Consider the following 16,405-nt stretch of genomic DNA (forward strand, 5'->3'; position numbering starts at 1 on the left):
ACAGTGAAAGATTTTAAAGAAACAGCAAATACACTTAGAAAAGAAATTATTAGGATGACTCATGAAGCTAAATCAGGTCATCCAGGTGGATCATTATCAGCATGTGAAATATTGACTGCATTGTATTTCAAAGAAATGAAGATAGATCCTAAAAATCCTAAATGGGATGACAGAGATAGGTTTGTCCTATCAAAGGGGCATGCAACTCCTGTATTATATGCAACTCTTGCAGAAAGAGGATTTTTCCCAAAAGAAGAATTATCAAAGTTTAGAAAAATCAACTCCATGTTGCAAGGCCATCCAGATATGAAGGGTATACCAGGAGTAGATATGTCCACGGGTTCACTTGGGCAGGGACTTGCAGTAGCCAATGGTATGGCACTATCAGCTAAGCTTGATAACAAGGACTATAGAGTTTATGCATTAGTTGGCGATGGTGAGATACAGGAAGGGATTATATGGGAAGCTGCAATGCTTGCTGCCCATTATAAACTTGATAACCTTACAGTATTTATAGATCATAATGGATTGCAAATTGACGGATTTAATAAAGATGTTATGAATGTTGAGCCAATAGATAAGAAATTCGAAGCTTTTGGTTGGAATGTATTAAAAATAGATGGTCATGATTTTGACCAAATATTTGATGCATTAGAAAAGAGTAAGCAAGTAAAAGATAAACCTACTTTAATTATTGCAAGAACAGTTAAAGGCAAGGGTATTTCATTTATGGAAAATCAAGCTAGTTGGCATGGAACTGCACCAAATGTAGAGCAAGCCCAAAAGGCATTTACTGAGCTTGGAGGTGAACTATAATGACTACAATGATGGCTACAAGAGATGCATATGGTGAAGCATTAAAAGAAATAGGTAAACTAAATAAAGACGTAGTAGTTTTAGATGCTGACCTTTCAGGCTCAACAAAAACAGGTGTTTTTGCCAAAGAATTTCCTGAAAGATTCTTTAATGTAGGTATAGCAGAGCAAAATTTAATTGCCACAGCAGCTGGTTTAGCTACTACTGGTAAAATACCTTTTGCAAGCTCCTTTGCAATGTTTGCAGCTGGAAGAGCATTTGAAATAATTAGAAACTCTGTTGCTTATCCAAAATTAAATGTTAAAATAGCTGCTACTCATGCAGGACTAACAGTTGGAGAGGATGGAGCCTCTCACCAAGCCCTTGAGGATATTAGTATAATGAGAACTATCCCTAATATGGTAGTTATAAACCCTGCAGATGGAGTAGAGACAAAAGCTGCAATTATGAAAGCAGCAGAGTATAAAGGACCTGTATATATAAGATTAGGAAGAAGTAAGGTACCTGTTATTTTCGATGAAGGAAATTATGAATTTGAAATAGGCAAAGGAATAAAAATAAGAGATGGAGCAGATGTAACTATAATAGCTACTGGAATAATGGTATCCCTAGCACTTGAAGCAGCTGAAGTTCTCAAAAAAGAAGGATTAGAAGCTAGAGTAATAGATATTCACACTATAAAACCTATAGACAAGGATATAATCATAGAAGCAGCTAGAGAAACAAGAGCGATAGTAACTGCTGAAGAACATAATATCATTGGCGGACTAGGTAGTACTGTAGCAGAAGTGCTAGCAGAAAGCTATCCAACAGTTATGGAAAGAGTAGGGGTAAAAGATTCCTTTGGTGAATCAGGAAATGGTGATGAACTACTTAAAAAATATGGATTGACATCAGAAAATATTGCAGAAGCTGCAAGAAGAGCTATTGGAAGAAGATAAGAGTCATTTTTCATAAATAAAAAATCAGCATTTAACTATGCTGGTTTTTTATTTATCTAAAGAGTAGAACTCTAAACGAAAATATGTTAAAATATTAACAAAAAGCAATGTGAGAAGATTACAAAAACCTTAAATTTTTTCATATTTTTTAGAACCCCTATTTATAGTAATATTACAAAGGAGTTTTTAGAATTTTTAAAGAATTATGAAATAAACAATGAAATTATGCCATGAACAAAGCAAAATTACAAGCAAACAAGATAGGAGGGATATAATGGAGCCAATTTTGAAGATGGTCTCAATTTCGAAATACTTTGGGACTTTTGCAGCTAATGAAGATGTTAACCTTGAGGTTCAGAAAGGCGAAATCCATTCTCTCTTAGGGGAAAATGGAGCAGGAAAATCTACATTGATGAATGTACTATACGGATTATACAAGCCTGAAAAAGGTGAAATATTTTTTGAAGGAAAAAAACTTAATTTAAACTCCTCAAAAGATGCCATAGATGTTGGTATAGGAATGATTCATCAACATTTTATGTTAGTACCAGTTCATACTGTTTTGGAAAACGTTATCATGGGCATGGGCAAAGAAAAAGGATTCATAATAGATGAAGCCAAACTTGAGAAAGAGATACTTGATATTGCAAATAGGTATGGGATGAAAATATCTCTTCATTCAAAAGTATCTGAACTGTCAGTAGGAGAACAGCAGAGAGTTGAGATTGTTAAGGCTCTTTATAGGGGAGCAAAGCTTCTAATTATGGACGAACCTACTGCGGTACTTACTCCTCAAGAAACTGAAGAGTTATTTACTACTCTGAGGAAAATGTCAGATGGAGGCATGTCAATAATACTCATTACTCACAAGTTAAATGAAGTAATGGCAGTCTGTGACAAAGTAACTGTACTGAGAGACGGAAGAGTTACAGGAAGAATAGATATAAAAGACACAAACGAGCTTGAGTTAACAAAAGCTATGATAGGTAGAGAACTTTCACCAGCTTGTAAAGACAATACATGCTGCAAAGGAGATATGGTTTTAGAATTAAAAGATGTGTCTTATGAAGAAGACAAAGGAGCCAAACTTCTAAGCAATATTAACTTAAACCTTTGCGCTGGAGAAATATTAGGAATAGCTGGAGTTGATGGTAATGGTCAAAAAGAACTTGCAGAGGTAATTGCAGGGTTAGTTCATGCAACTTCGGGAAACGTTTTCTTAGGAAACGAAGAAATCACACACAAATCTATTTCTGAAATAATAAATATGGGAGTAGGCTATATACCTGAGGATAGACATAAAAGAGGCTTAGTATTAGATTTTTCTGTTAGCGAAAACTTAATACTAAAGGATTATTGCAAGCAGCCTTTTAGAAAAAAAGTCTTCTTTGATTTTAACGTGATTAACAATCATGCTGAAAAAATGATAGAAAAGTATTCAATAAAAACTCAAAGTAAAAATGATGAAGCTAGAAAGCTTTCAGGTGGAAACCAGCAGAAAGTAGTAGTAGCCAGAGAAGTTGACAAACTTCCAAAACTATTAATAGCTGTACAGCCTACAAGGGGAGTAGATATAGGAGCAATAGAGTTCATACATAAACAAATTTTGAAAGCAAAGGAACAGGGAACAGCTGTGTTATTGATATCAACAGAACTTTCTGAGATTAATTCTTTGTCTGATAGAATAGCTGTTATTTACAAGGGGAGTATTATTGGAGAAATTGATCAAAGTGAATTTGAAGAAAGTACAATAGGTTTAATGATGGCAGGTATACCTAAAGAGAAAGCCATGCAATCACTGTAGCAATTATTATATTTTGTTTAGTAAGGGGGAAGAAAATAGTGAATAAAGTAGTTGAAGACTCTTTAGAAAAAAAGGCCTCAAAAATAGCAATAAACAGAGACAAGCTTCTTTCCGTTACAATTCCTATAGTGGCCGTATTATTAGCATTATTACTTGGAAGTATACTCTTATTATTTATTAAAGTTAATCCTTTAGAGGCTTATAAGTATTTAATCTTTGCAAATTTTTCAAGCTTTTATAATCTTGCGGAAATCTTTGTGAAAGCTACACCTATAATATTAACTGGTCTTGCATTTACATTTGCATTTAGAACAGGGTTATTCAACATAGGTGGAGAAGGACAAATGTTCGTTGGAGCGATAGCAGCAGTGTTTGTTGGGCTAAAAACAGGACATCTCAGTCCATTTATTACAATACCTCTTTGTTTAATAGCGGCTATATTGGCAGGAGCGGTTTGGGGGATTATTCCTGGTATATTAAAGGGAGTCTTTGGCTCTAGTGAAATTATAGTAACTATTATGTTTAACTATGTGGCACTATATCTTGTTAGCTATGTAGTAGACAGACCTTTAAGAGAGGCTAGTGGATTTTACCCACAAACTGATTTAATTGGAGAGAATGCCTTTCTACCATACATAATACCGAAAACACGACTTCATATAGGATTTATTATAGCAGCTTTGTTAGCATTTGTTGTTTATCTTATCTTATGGAAAACCCCATTTGGGTTTAGACTTAGGGCAGTAGGATTTAACCCTGATGGCGCAGAGTATTCAGGTATAGATATTAAAAAGAATATTATTATTTCCCTAGCCATAAGTGGTGCTTTAGCAGGAGTTGCTGGCTTTACTGAAATTGGTGGTATCCACCATAGGCTTCTTGATAACTTTTCAAGAGACGTAGGCTTCGATGGGATAGCAGCTGCATTATTAGGTAGTGCAAATCCATTAGGTGTTTTCATTGCATCATTACTTTTAGGAATGCTTAAAACAGGAGCTAATGCAATGCAAAGAGGAGTAGGAGTCCCAGCAAATATTGTAAATATAATCCAGGCGCTTATTATTATACTTGTACTGGCAGGAAATATGCTTAAACCAAAGATTATGGTCATGCTTAAGCGTAAAGAAAGGGGGCTAGAATAGGATGGACAATATTTTTAATATTGCGTTTCTTACAGCACTTTTATCTGCTTCCCTTAGACTTTCAGTCCCAATACTGTTTGCGGCACTAGGTGGAATGTATTCGGAAAGATCTGGTGTTAACAATATAGGTTTGGAAGGCATGATGCTTGTAGGAGCATTTGCAGGGGTAGTAGGCTCATATTTTTCTGGAAGTCAATGGATAGGAGCATTAGTTGCAGTATTAAGTGGACTACTAATGGGAGCCTTATTTGCACTTACAACAGTGAAAATTAAAATAAACCAGATAGTAAGTGGTGTTGCAATAAATCTTTTAGCTGTTGGTCTTACAAGCTTTTTTTATAGAGCGTTATTTGGTATAACTACTACACCTATTACTGTAAAAGCATTTGAGCCAATAAATATACCAATACTTTCAAATATACCAATTATAGGTGAAATATTTTTTAGTCAAACCATACTTGTGTATATAGCATTTTTACTTGTGCCATTATCATCTTTTGTATTATATAGAACCTCATGGGGACTTAGTATAAGAACAGTAGGAGAACATCCTATGGCAGCAGATACAGTTGGTATACCTGTGAATAAAGTTAGAACCATATGTGTCCTAATAAGTGGAGCTCTAGCTGGTCTGGGAGGAAGCTTTTTATCACTTGGACAATTCAATATGTTTGTTGACAATATGGTGTCTGGGAGAGGATTTATAGCTGTCGCAGCAGTTATATTTGGAAAGTGGAATCCCAAGGGGGTTTTAATGGCATCAATAATATTTGGAGTCGCAGATGCTCTACAAATAAGACTACAAACTGCTGGAATAGCAATTCCATATCAGTTTTTATTAATGTTTCCATACTTGCTTACTGTAATAGCTGTCACTGGTATCGTTGGAAAGACAGTTTCTCCAAGAGCGTTAGGAAAACCATATGAAAAATAAATTTCACATAAAAATTTATTAAGGAGGTGATATTTCCTCAAATTAGGTCGCATTAGATAGAAAATAATTATTAAATTTAAAGGAGGAATTAAGATGTTTAATAAGAAAAAATATTTTGCATTTCTTTTAATTGCTGTTCTTTTAGTTTCTATACTTGCAGGATGTTCAACAGATACAGGTAACACTGGCGATTCTGCTAACACTGCTAATACTAATGATTCTGCCACTAATGCTGATGGTAAAAAAGATTATAAAATTGTGCTAGTATTACCAGGACCAATAAATGACCAAGGATGGAATGCTACTGCCTATGAAGGATTACAGTTAGTAGAAAAGGATCTTGGAATTAAAATGGAATATCTTGAAAGTGTACAACAGGCTGACTTCGAAGCTGTATTTACAGATTACGGTGAAAAAGGTTATGATTTAGTATTTGCTCATGGTACACAGTTCTATGATGCTGCTATAAAGGTAGCTCCTCAATATCCTGACACTTTTTACATGGTAATTAATAGCGAAGAAGGACAAGAACCAAACGTTGGTGGTATAGGAGTTAGAGAGTGGGAAGGTGGATACGTTGCAGGTGCATTAGCTGCTATGTATACTGAAACTAAGCAAATGGGGGCAATAGGTTCATTCCCATTCCCAGTTATTGCAGGAACTTTAGATGCATTTGAAGCTGCTGCACAAGAGTATGATTCTTCAATAAAAGTAACAAAAACATATGTTAACTCTTGGGAAGATATTCAAAAAGGTAAAGAGACAGCATTAGCAATGGCGGAAGCTGGTTCAGACGTTATATTCTGTAGTGCAAACCAAGTTGGACTTGGTTCAATAGATGCTGCAAAACAAAAAGGGGTTAAGGCTATTGGATATATTTCACCACAAAATGAAGTAGCACCAGATACAGTTATTTCAAGTGTTACATATAATACTCCAGGACTATTTAAGGCAACAGTAGAACAGCTAATAGCCGGAGAACTTAAGCCAGAAGGAAGATCTTTAGGTTGGGCTGATGGAGTTCTTGATATGCAATGGGGAGACCAAGCTACTCAAGAAGCTAAAGACTATGTAAATAAAACTATTGAGCGTCTAAAAAATGGTGAGATAGAAAATCCATATAAAGGCGAAAACTAAAATAAATAATTAGTAAAAAACAAATCAGCGTTAATATTAACGCTGATTTGTTTTTTTACATAGTATTCATAAATAGAATTATCATCGAATAATATATATTGAGCGCACTAGGTATATATATCGAATTCAAATAGGGGGGTATTATGTGAATAAGAAAATATTAATCTGCGCAATAATTGTCATAGTAATTTTAGGAATAATATTCATTCCCAAAATACTTAAGAACGAAGGTGAGAGTGAAGTGAAATTTAAGACCCTTGAATTAAGCGAAGCGCCACAAAAAATACAGGACTTAATTCCAAAATACTTATATGAGGAAAGAGCTTTAGCATGTAAAATCGATAATGAAGTATATATTATAGTTACAAGAGGAGAAAAAAGAACAGAGGGATATACAGTTTCACTTGATAAGCTAATAAAAGTTAAAAATGAAAATAACTTTGACCTTGTAGCTCATGCAAAATATAAAGATCCAAGACCAGATGAAATGGTAGGTCAGAGAATAACCTATCCAGTAGTAGTTGCAAAGGCCGAGTTAGATAAATTACCTGATAAAATTAAACTTGAAGTAGAGTATGACCAATAAAATCACCAGTCTATATTGCTGATGATTTTGGTTTTTTGACCATATATTACATAGAGGAAATCATGAGCAGGAGCAGAATTTAATAGTAATTGTAATCTTTTTGTAACCAATTTCGAAATAAAAAGAGGGAGGAAATAGAATGAAAAAACTTAAGAAGAAAATTCTAATTGGAGCATTGACATTAACAATAGCAGCCACATCATCGAGCACTTTTGCAGCAACTCATACAGCGAAATCAGGTGATACCTATTGGAAAATAAGTACTTGGTATGGAGTAACACTAGAAGATTTATTAAAAGCCAATGGTGCAACATATACAAGTATATTATACATTGGACAAAAGGTATATATTCCTGAGAACATAAGCTATAAAACTCATGTAGTTCAAAAAGGGGAAGACTTATGGCAGCTGAGTATTAAATACGGTATTCCAGTAAACGACATAGCAAAAGCAAATAACATATCTACGAGTAAAGTTCTATATATAGGAGATGTACTAAAAATCCCTGTACATAATGTACCAGTAAAAGCAACACCAGGACCTCAATATGGAGAACTTCTTGATTGGTGGACAGAAGCACAATATGTATTACCTATCAATGCAGAATTTGTAGTGACTGATTTTTATACAGGAAAGTCCTTTAGAGTTAAAAGAACAGTTGGAGCTAGCCACATAGACGCAGAAACCCTAACCTTAAATGATACTAATATAATGAAAAGTATATGGGGAGGAACTCTAAGCTGGGTTAGAAGACCAATACTCATAGAATATAATGGAAGAAAGATAGCTGCCAGCATGACAAGTGCACCCCATGCCGGCAATGAAAATGCACCTGCTGGAGTTTATTCTACTTGGAGAAGTGGAGGATATGGTGCGGGAACAAATTATGATTATGTAAAAGGAAATGGCATAGACGGACATTTTGATATACATTTTCTAAATAGCACAAAGCATAGTGATGGGAAAATAGATGCTGAGCATCAAAAAAATGTTAAAATAGCTGCTGGAATGAAGTAAAACTAAGACGCTGGAGATTCTCATTAGAGATTCCTCCAGTATTTTTTTATCCTTATTTGACAATTATTAAGCACCACTAGAATACAATGTAGTTACAAAAGAAATTAAATCTATAGAAAATATTCTATAAATATAATTAGGATATAGAATAGATAAGAACAATTTTGAGTTTTGACATTGCTAGGAGGCGAAATCATGAAGGAGAACTATAAAATACCCTCATCTAGATTGAAAAGAAAATCTGATTTAACAAGTTTTGATTTTATCACTACTGAACAAATAAAAATGAATAAGTATATAATAGGACAAGAACGTGGAATAAAAGCACTTAATTTTGGACTCTCAATTAAGAAAAAAGGCTATAATGTATTTGTATCAGGGATAACAGGCACAGGTAGAAATAGCCATTCCTACTCTATAGCTAGAAGCTTTGCAGAAAAAAAGAGCGTACCCGATGACTGGTGCTATGTATATAACTTCAAGAGACCTGAAAACCCAGTAGCCATAAGACTAAAACCAGGTGAAGGCATTATCTTTAAGAGAAAAATGAAAGATTTTATGGAAAAATTAAGAATAGAAATCCCGAAATCATTTAGTTCCAAGGAATATGATGATAAGAAAAGTGAGGTCTTACACTTTTATCAAAAGAAAATTGAAGATATAATAGATGAATTAAATAACATGGCTAAGGAGCATAACTTTATCTTTAAACAGACGGAAAAAGGTCTTCTAAGCATTCCATTGGTAGAAGGCAGACCTATGAAGGAAAGCGAAATAGAGGAATTATCTGAAAAAGAAATAGCGGACATTAGAAAAAGCTCTACACAGTTAATATCCAAGGCATTTGATATAGTTAAGAAAATTAGACAAGTAGAAGAAGAGCTTAGAAACAAAATGAAAAAGTTAAATGAAGAGACAGAACTTGAGGTTGTAGACTTCTATTCTGCTTATATTGAAGCATTCTTTTCTGAGAATGAAGCAGTTGTCAATTATATTGACGAGGCAAAACAGAATATTATTGAGAATATTGAAAAGTTCATTGATGAAGAAGAGACAACAGAGCTTCAAACACTATTAAATAAAGGAAATAAGAATGAAGATTTTTGTACTAGATTCGAGGTAAACTTATTCATAGATAAAAGCAATATAAAAGGTGCACCTGTAATTAGAGAAGCAAATCCAAACTATTATAACCTTCTAGGAAAAATAGAGCATGTAAATGAACATGGAATGCTAAAAACTGACCATACTAGAATAAGGCCAGGGACCATTCATGGGGCAAATGGTGGATATTTAATAATACAGGCTAGAGATATATTAATTAATCCTGGAGCCTGGGAAGGTTTAAAAAGAGCCCTTATTACAGAAGAAGCTAGAATTGAGAATATAGGAAAGGAAAGCATACTACCAGAGACCATAGCACCAGAACCAATTCCTTTGGATTTAAAGGTTATTATAATAGGAGATAGTTACACATATCAACTGCTTTATATCTATGATGACGATTTCAAAAAACTTTTCAGAATAAGAGCAGATTTTGATATAGAAATGGGTAGAAGCGAAGAAAATGTGAAAAAGATAATTTCATTTATAGCCCAGCATTGTAATGAAGAAGGGTTAAAACCATTTCATAAAGGAGCTATAGGAAGAATGCTAGAGCATGGTTCTAGATTAGCAGAACACCAAAATAAGCTGACTACAAGATTTAATGAAATTGTAGAGATAATGTATGAAGCAGATACCTGGGCTGATTATGATAGTAGCAGTGTGGTTTTAGAGGAGCATGTTGACAAGGCAATATATGAAAAAACCTATCGTAGTAATAAGTTCGAAGAGAAAATACAGGAGCTCATTGACCATGGAACTATATTAATAAGCACCTCAGGATATAAGGTTGGCGAGATTAACGGATTATCAGTTATGGGTTCAGGCCAATACTCCTTTGGAAGACCTAATAAGATAACTGTAGCAACATATGCAGGAAAAGATGGAATTATAAATATAGAAAGAGAAGTAAATATAAGTGGTAGCAGTCATGATAAGGGAGTTATGATATTAAGTGGATATCTAGGAGAGAAATTCGCCACTAGGCATCCACTATCATTATCTGCCAGCATAACATTTGAACAGTCCTATGGAATAATCGATGGTGACAGTGCTTCTAGTACAGAGCTATATGCACTTCTATCAAGTCTATCAGAGCTTCCAATTAATCAGGGAATAGCAGTTACAGGCTCTGTAAACCAGAAAGGAATGATACAGCCAATAGGTGGAGTTAATGAAAAAATTGAAGGATATTTTAAAGTTTGTAAGCTTAGAGGTCTTAATGGAGAAGAAGGTGTCATTATCCCATATCAAAATATAGAAAATCTGATGCTTAGCGATGAAGTAATAGAAGCAGTTAATAATGGAAGGTTCTCCATATATGCCATAAAGACTATAGATGAGGGTATAGAAATACTGACAGGAGTAAAACTAGGAGAAAGAGATGAAGATGGCAATTTTGAAGAGGGAACAGTAAGTTGTTTTGTGCAGAAAAAACTAGATAGATTTGCGAAGGTGAGAGAGAAATAGCAAAAATAGGGAAAGCAAGGGGACAGGGGTGTTGCTTCATGCAGTGTGAAGCAATAACCCCCTCCCCTTGCTTTACTTGTTTTACCCAACAGATATTACTTGGAAGATTTTATGATTTCCTTCTCAGTAATTATATAATCCACAGGAAGGTCATACCTGCCTTCTCTAACATGAGGTACCATCTGAAGTTCAAATGCTAGGGCTATTTTAGGTACTGGATCATCAATTTTAGTTAAAAACCTATCGTAGTATCCACCACCATAACCTATTCTATAACCACGTCTATCAAAGGCCACTCCAGGCATTAGTACTAAATCAATCAGTTCAGGATTTACCTCTCTTATAAATTCCTTTTTAGGTTCAAGAATACCATATGTACCTGCTTCAAGTTCCTTGTCATAGTCCATTAGCTGAGATAAAATCAATTGCTTTGTTTCAACAACACTTATAGGTATGATAATATTTTTGCCTTCATTTAGGGCTGACTTAATTATTTCCTCAGTTCTGACTTCATTTCGAAAATCAATATAACACATTATGTATTTAGAGTTTTTATATTGTTCAGTTGAAAATAGCAGGCTTGAAATATCAGAGCTCTTATTGATTACTTCTTCCTTTGACAAGGCTTTTCTTTTGTTAAGTATTTCACTTCTTAGAGTTCTTTTGTCCATTTTACTTCCTCCAATTTATATAATTCACTAGCTTAATTATACAAGAAGCAACAATATATTAGAATTATTTTTCTCTAAAAATCAACAAAAAAACTAACATGGCAGGTATTACCTCTGGAAATAGTACTATGATAGACTATAAAATAAAGGATAGGATACATAAGTAGACAACAAATAAATAAAATATCCTCTATATTTATCTATTTTCAATTCAAATAATCACATATTATAGCTTATTATGCTAATATACAAAAAATAAATACAAATTAATCAAAATAGTATAAATTGCCTACAAAAAATCTAAATAAAATAAAGGAATTGTTTAAAATGTGTCGAATATGAAACTTAATAGGGCTGAATAGACGGGAGTGATACAGTTGATAAAATACGTAAATGTTAGCAAGCAATATGGCAACGGCTCTAAGGCTTTGGAAAATGTGAATATAAGCATAGAAAAAGGAGAGTTTGTTTTCATAGTAGGCTCTAGTGGGGCAGGAAAATCTACTTTAATGAAGCTTCTTTTAAAGGAAATAGAGCCTACAGAGGGAAAGATTTTTTTAAATAAAATGGATATTACGAAAGTTAAAAATAGAAGAATACCATATATTCGAAGAAACCTAGGAATAGTTTTTCAGGACTTTAGACTTTTACCTAACAAGACTGTTTATGAAAATGTAGCTTTTGCTATGGAAATAGTAGGGGCATCAGCAAGAGACATACGAAGACAGGTACCCATAATACTTAGTATGGTAGGACTTAGTGATAAAGCTCATAATTATCCAAACCAGCTTTCGGGAGGAGAGCATCAGAGAGTGGCTATTGCCCGAGCAATAGTAAATAATCCTTCTGTTCTTATTGCTGATGAGCCCACAGGAAACTTAGACCCTGATACTGCTTGGGAAATAATGAAGCTAATCAAAGAAATAAATAGAAGAGGAACTACAGTGGTAATGGCTACACACGCTAAAGAAATAGTTAATATGATGAAGAGAAGAGTTATAGCATTAGAGGCAGGAAGAGTAGTTAGAGACGAGCAGAAGGGTGTGTATTACCATGAAGATTAGAACTTTTACTAATATTATTAAGCAAGGCTTTGTTGGGATGTGGAGAAACAGAACAATGAGTATAGCTTCAATTGGTTCTGTAGGTGCTACCCTTACTATATTAGGAATGATCCTAATACTTATTTTAAATATAAATACTGCTGCTAATACAACACAGAAACAGTTTGACGAAATACAAGTCTATTTAAAAGATGAGTTAACAGATGAGGAAATAGAAAAAATTGGACAGGCTATCAATGATTGTGAGGGAGTAAATTCAGTTATATTTCAATCAAAAGAGCAGGCTCTTGAAATAATGAAGGAACAATGGGGAGATCAGGGTTATCTACTAGAAGGACTTGAAGAGAATCCATTACCTAATTCATATATTATTCAATTACAGGATATAGAATATGCTGACTTAGTTGTAAATCAAATAAAAGGTCTTGAAAGCATAGAGGAAATTAAGTATTACAAAGACATAGTAGAGAAGTTAATGTCAGTAGCTAATTTTGTAAGAATAGGTGGACTTGTTCTTATTGGAATTCTAGTATTTATATCTGTGTTTATAATATCTAACACAGTAAAGATAACTGTTGCTGCAAGAAGAAGAGAAATAGGCATAATGAAATATGTCGGTGCCACTAATGGTTATATAAGGGGACCTTTTATGGTAGAAGGTGTGCTTCTTGGATTAGTTGGTACATCTATATCAATTTTAATTACATTTTATGGTTATAAATATTTAGTTAATGCTTTAAATGAAAAATTGTATGTTTTATTTACTGTTTACATGATACCACCTCAAGTGATGGTTAATGATATAGCAATTATCTTCATTGCTATAGGTGTGGGGATAGGTTTATTAGGAAGTATTATTTCACTTAAAAAGTTTCTAAATGTATAACAAAGGGGGATGACATGTTTTGAAAAAGAGGGTTCTGTATACTATATTGGCTATATTAATGTTTATAAGTAGTGTAACTGCATATGCCAGTGTAGATAATCTTAACAAAAAGCTAAATAACACTAACAATAAGATAAACCAAGTAAAAAAAGAGCAAAAAGAGAATAAAAAGAAGATAGACAATACTAATAAGGAAATAGCTAGACTTGACAAACAAGTAGATGAAACTAATAAAGAGCTTGAAGAAATAAAGAAGCAGTTAAGCGATTTAAATGATAAAATCGTAATTACAAAACAAAATCTTCAAGAAGCTGAAAATAACTTAGTAGAAAGAAAAGACACTTTAAATTCAAGGCTTAGGGTAATGTATAAGAACGGAACAGTAGGTTATCTAGAAGTTCTTCTTGGAGCAAAAGATATTAAGGACTTTATGTCAAGAATTGATATGATAAAAAGCATAGCTAGCCACGATGTGGATATGCTTAAGTATATGAAAGAGCAAAGAAATATAATCGAACAGAACAAAGTAGCATTAGAGGCACAGCAAAGTTCTGTAATAGCAGCAAAACAAAATATTGAAGTTAAGAAAAATGATCTTGAAGTAGCTACTAGAGCAAAAGAAAATCTTATGAGAGATTTAGTAAAAGAACATAAAGCATTAGATAAAATGGAAGATGAGCTCCTTGCTCAGGCAAAAGCAATAGAGGCAGAAATCAGAAAGAATCAAAGAAACGTAAAATATGAGGGTGGCGTTATGATGTGGCCTGTACCAGGTCGTACTAGAATTAGTTCACCTTTTGGATATAGGATACACCCAATATTAAAGACGAAAAAAATGCATACAGGTATAGATATCCCAGCTTCTACTGGCACACCAATAAAAGCAGCAGGTAACGGGGTAGTTCAGTTTGCTGGTACTTTAGGAGGCTATGGAAAGGCAGTAATAATTGACCATGGTGGAAAGATATCAACATTATATGCACATAACTCTGCGCTTTTAGTAAAAGTAGGAGATAAAGTTGATAAAGGAGATACCATATCAAAAGCTGGAAGTACTGGGATGTCAACTGGACCACATTTACATTTCGAGGTCAGAAAAAATGGTTCATATGTGGATCCAATACCATATGTAAAAGGAAATTAAGGGCAACAAATGCCCTTTTTTTTATGACCTAACCCGATTTTCTGAATGCTTCTGTCAGAAAATCGATGGTAGGTCAAACGCAACGAGCACCAACCCTACTTTAGGTTTATGATCAGTGTGTCCGTTAGGACCAAATTTATGTGAGCGACAGCGAAAAAATAAATTTGAGTAGCGAGACTGCGGAAAATGACGATAGTAAAGTCCTTAAGAAGGATCATGTACAAAAATAAAAATAACTAAAGAGCAAGTATATTTTGATAAATTAAACACATAATGGTATAATGTTTACATGTATTTAATAAAATAGATAACATAATGTTTGTTGAGGTGACAATATGATTTCCAAGAAAAAAGCAGCAATTGGTGCGATTTTATTGATTTTAATTACTAGTATATCTACATTTGTAGTTAGCAATATGATACAAATCCCTATCAAGGAAAAAATAGTAATTCCCAAAAGTGAGTATGAGAATCTTACTGAAGTCTACAAAAAATATTCTAAAAATATTCTTTTAGAAGATATTCTAAAAGAGTATTATCTAAGGGATGTAGATGAAGATACTTTACTTGAAGGTCAGCTAAAGGGGCTTTTTAGTTCAACGGGAGACCCTTATACAGTTTATATGACAAAAGATGAGTTTAGTAGTTTTATGGAACATACTATGGGGGTGTTTGGAGGAATAGGAGTCTATGTTGCCCCTGGGGATGATAATTTAATTACAGTAGTTTCTCCTATAGAAGATACACCAGGAGAGAGAGCTGGTATAAAGCCTGGAGATAAGATAATAAAGGTTGAGGGCCAAGAGTTTACTGCAGATAAAATGGACGAAGCTGTTAAACTAATGAAGGGTGAGCCTGGTACAAATGTTACAATAACAATCATGAGAAAAGGTGCAGAAGGTAGCTCATCTCAGATTTTTGATAAAACTATTAAAAGAGAAGAGATTAGAATAAAAAGTGTAAAGGCTAGTATGATGGAAGATAATATTGGATATATAAGAATAACATCTTTTGATGATTTAACTTATGATGACTTCGTAGCTAATTTAAAAGCTTTACAGAATAAAGGCATGAAAGGCTTAGTAATCGATTTGAGAAATAATCCTGGAGGACTCTTAGATATTTCTGCTAAAATAGCAGATGAACTTATGGGAGAAGGAACTATAGTATATACAGAAACGAAGCAAAAAGAACGTGAATACCTAAAATCTAATAAAAAGAAGCTTGGACTTCCGTTAGCTATAATAGTAAATGAAGGTAGTGCTAGTGCATCTGAAGTACTTTCAGGAGCAATTCAGGATACAAAGGAAGGCACCATAGTTGGAACTACTACATTTGGAAAGGGAGTAGTTCAGAGAATAAAAGAGCTTTCCGATGGTTCAGGTTTTAAAATTACTGTATCTGAATATTTCACTCCTAAAGGGCGAAATATTCAAGGTATAGGGATAAAGCCTGATGTTGTAGTTGAAATTCCTGAAGGTGTAGAAGAAATAGGAGTAGAAAAATTAAAACAAGATACACAGCTTCAGAAGGCAATTGAGATAGTAAAAGGAAAGATGAAATAAAAATGTAGCATTAAAGTCAAGTTGAGCATTAGAGCAAAGACATTCCTAATTAATGTCTTTCAGACAGAAAACAAGGTTGGAAAGAATACCGAAGTAAAGGTATTAACAAAATAAAATAAATTA

Annotated in this window: 14 protein-coding genes; 13 read left to right on the forward strand and 1 reads right to left on the reverse strand. The window is 33.7% G+C overall.

All coding sequences use genetic code 11. From position 1 onward, the window contains the following. The first annotated feature begins 3 nt into the window (after positions 1-3). The 9 genes from ABV008_RS04760 (at position 4) to ABV008_RS04800 (ending at position 10,952) form a co-directional block, all read left to right on the forward strand. Positions 4-816 carry a transketolase gene (locus tag ABV008_RS04760; RefSeq protein WP_352418673.1) on the forward strand — a complete coding sequence of 271 codons (813 nt, stop codon included), beginning with the start codon at positions 4-6 and terminating at the stop codon, positions 814-816. After that, complete coding sequence (locus ABV008_RS04765) at positions 816-1,757, forward strand: transketolase family protein (RefSeq protein ID WP_352418674.1); 942 nt, start codon at positions 816-818, stop codon at positions 1,755-1,757. The genes ABV008_RS04760 and ABV008_RS04765 overlap by 1 nt, the downstream gene beginning before the upstream one ends. Before the next feature lie 274 nt (positions 1,758-2,031). Continuing rightward, positions 2,032-3,561, forward strand: a complete 1,530-nt coding sequence (locus tag ABV008_RS04770; protein WP_352418675.1) for an ABC transporter ATP-binding protein — start codon at positions 2,032-2,034, stop codon at positions 3,559-3,561. 38 nt (positions 3,562-3,599) lie between these two features. Beyond that, positions 3,600-4,703, forward strand: coding sequence for an ABC transporter permease (locus ABV008_RS04775; protein ID WP_352418676.1), 1,104 nt, complete (start codon positions 3,600-3,602; stop codon positions 4,701-4,703). 1 nt (position 4,704) lies between these two features. Further along, positions 4,705-5,637, forward strand: coding sequence for an ABC transporter permease (locus tag ABV008_RS04780; protein WP_352418677.1), 933 nt, complete (start codon positions 4,705-4,707; stop codon positions 5,635-5,637). A 93-nt stretch (positions 5,638-5,730) separates the two neighbouring features. Next, positions 5,731-6,774 (forward strand): BMP family protein, encoded by a 1,044-nt coding sequence (locus tag ABV008_RS04785; RefSeq protein ID WP_352418678.1) that lies wholly within the window; start codon positions 5,731-5,733, stop codon positions 6,772-6,774. A gap of 145 nt (positions 6,775-6,919) precedes the next feature. Further along, on the forward strand, positions 6,920-7,360 hold the full coding sequence (locus tag ABV008_RS04790; protein WP_352418679.1) for a protease complex subunit PrcB family protein: 441 nt from the start codon (positions 6,920-6,922) through the stop codon (positions 7,358-7,360). Positions 7,361-7,499: 139 nt separating this feature from the next. Next, positions 7,500-8,378 (forward strand): LysM peptidoglycan-binding domain-containing protein, encoded by an 879-nt coding sequence (locus ABV008_RS04795; protein WP_352418680.1) that lies wholly within the window; start codon positions 7,500-7,502, stop codon positions 8,376-8,378. A gap of 195 nt (positions 8,379-8,573) precedes the next feature. Continuing rightward, positions 8,574-10,952, forward strand: coding sequence for a Lon protease family protein (locus ABV008_RS04800; RefSeq protein WP_352418681.1), 2,379 nt, complete (start codon positions 8,574-8,576; stop codon positions 10,950-10,952). 95 nt (positions 10,953-11,047) lie between these two features. Here the strand turns inward: ABV008_RS04800 and ABV008_RS04805 are convergent, their stop codons facing one another. Then, complete coding sequence (locus ABV008_RS04805; RefSeq protein WP_352418682.1) at positions 11,048-11,623, reverse strand: 5-formyltetrahydrofolate cyclo-ligase; 576 nt, start codon at positions 11,621-11,623, stop codon at positions 11,048-11,050. 377 nt (positions 11,624-12,000) lie between these two features. Here ABV008_RS04805 and ftsE point away from each other — a divergent pair, with 377 nt between their 5' ends. The 4 genes from ftsE to ABV008_RS04825 all read left to right on the forward strand — a co-directional run bounded on the left by ftsE (position 12,001) and on the right by ABV008_RS04825 (position 16,282). Next, complete coding sequence (gene ftsE / locus ABV008_RS04810) at positions 12,001-12,687, forward strand: cell division ATP-binding protein FtsE (RefSeq protein ID WP_352418683.1); 687 nt, start codon at positions 12,001-12,003, stop codon at positions 12,685-12,687. After that, positions 12,677-13,573 carry a permease-like cell division protein FtsX gene (gene ftsX, locus ABV008_RS04815; protein WP_352418684.1) on the forward strand — a complete coding sequence of 299 codons (897 nt, stop codon included), beginning with the start codon at positions 12,677-12,679 and terminating at the stop codon, positions 13,571-13,573. The genes ftsE and ftsX overlap by 11 nt, the downstream gene beginning before the upstream one ends. A gap of 19 nt (positions 13,574-13,592) precedes the next feature. Continuing rightward, positions 13,593-14,717 (forward strand): murein hydrolase activator EnvC family protein, encoded by a 1,125-nt coding sequence (locus tag ABV008_RS04820; RefSeq protein WP_352418685.1) that lies wholly within the window; start codon positions 13,593-13,595, stop codon positions 14,715-14,717. A 335-nt stretch (positions 14,718-15,052) separates the two neighbouring features. Continuing rightward, the gene (locus ABV008_RS04825; RefSeq protein ID WP_352418686.1) at positions 15,053-16,282 is read left to right on the forward strand and encodes a S41 family peptidase; all 1,230 of its coding nucleotides are present in this window, start codon (positions 15,053-15,055) and stop codon (positions 16,280-16,282) included. Positions 16,283-16,405 lie beyond the last annotated feature (123 nt).

The sequence above is a fragment of the Proteiniborus sp. genome, assembly GCF_040308045.1.
In the GTDB taxonomy this organism is placed as follows: domain Bacteria; phylum Bacillota; class Clostridia; order Tissierellales; family Proteiniboraceae; genus Proteiniborus.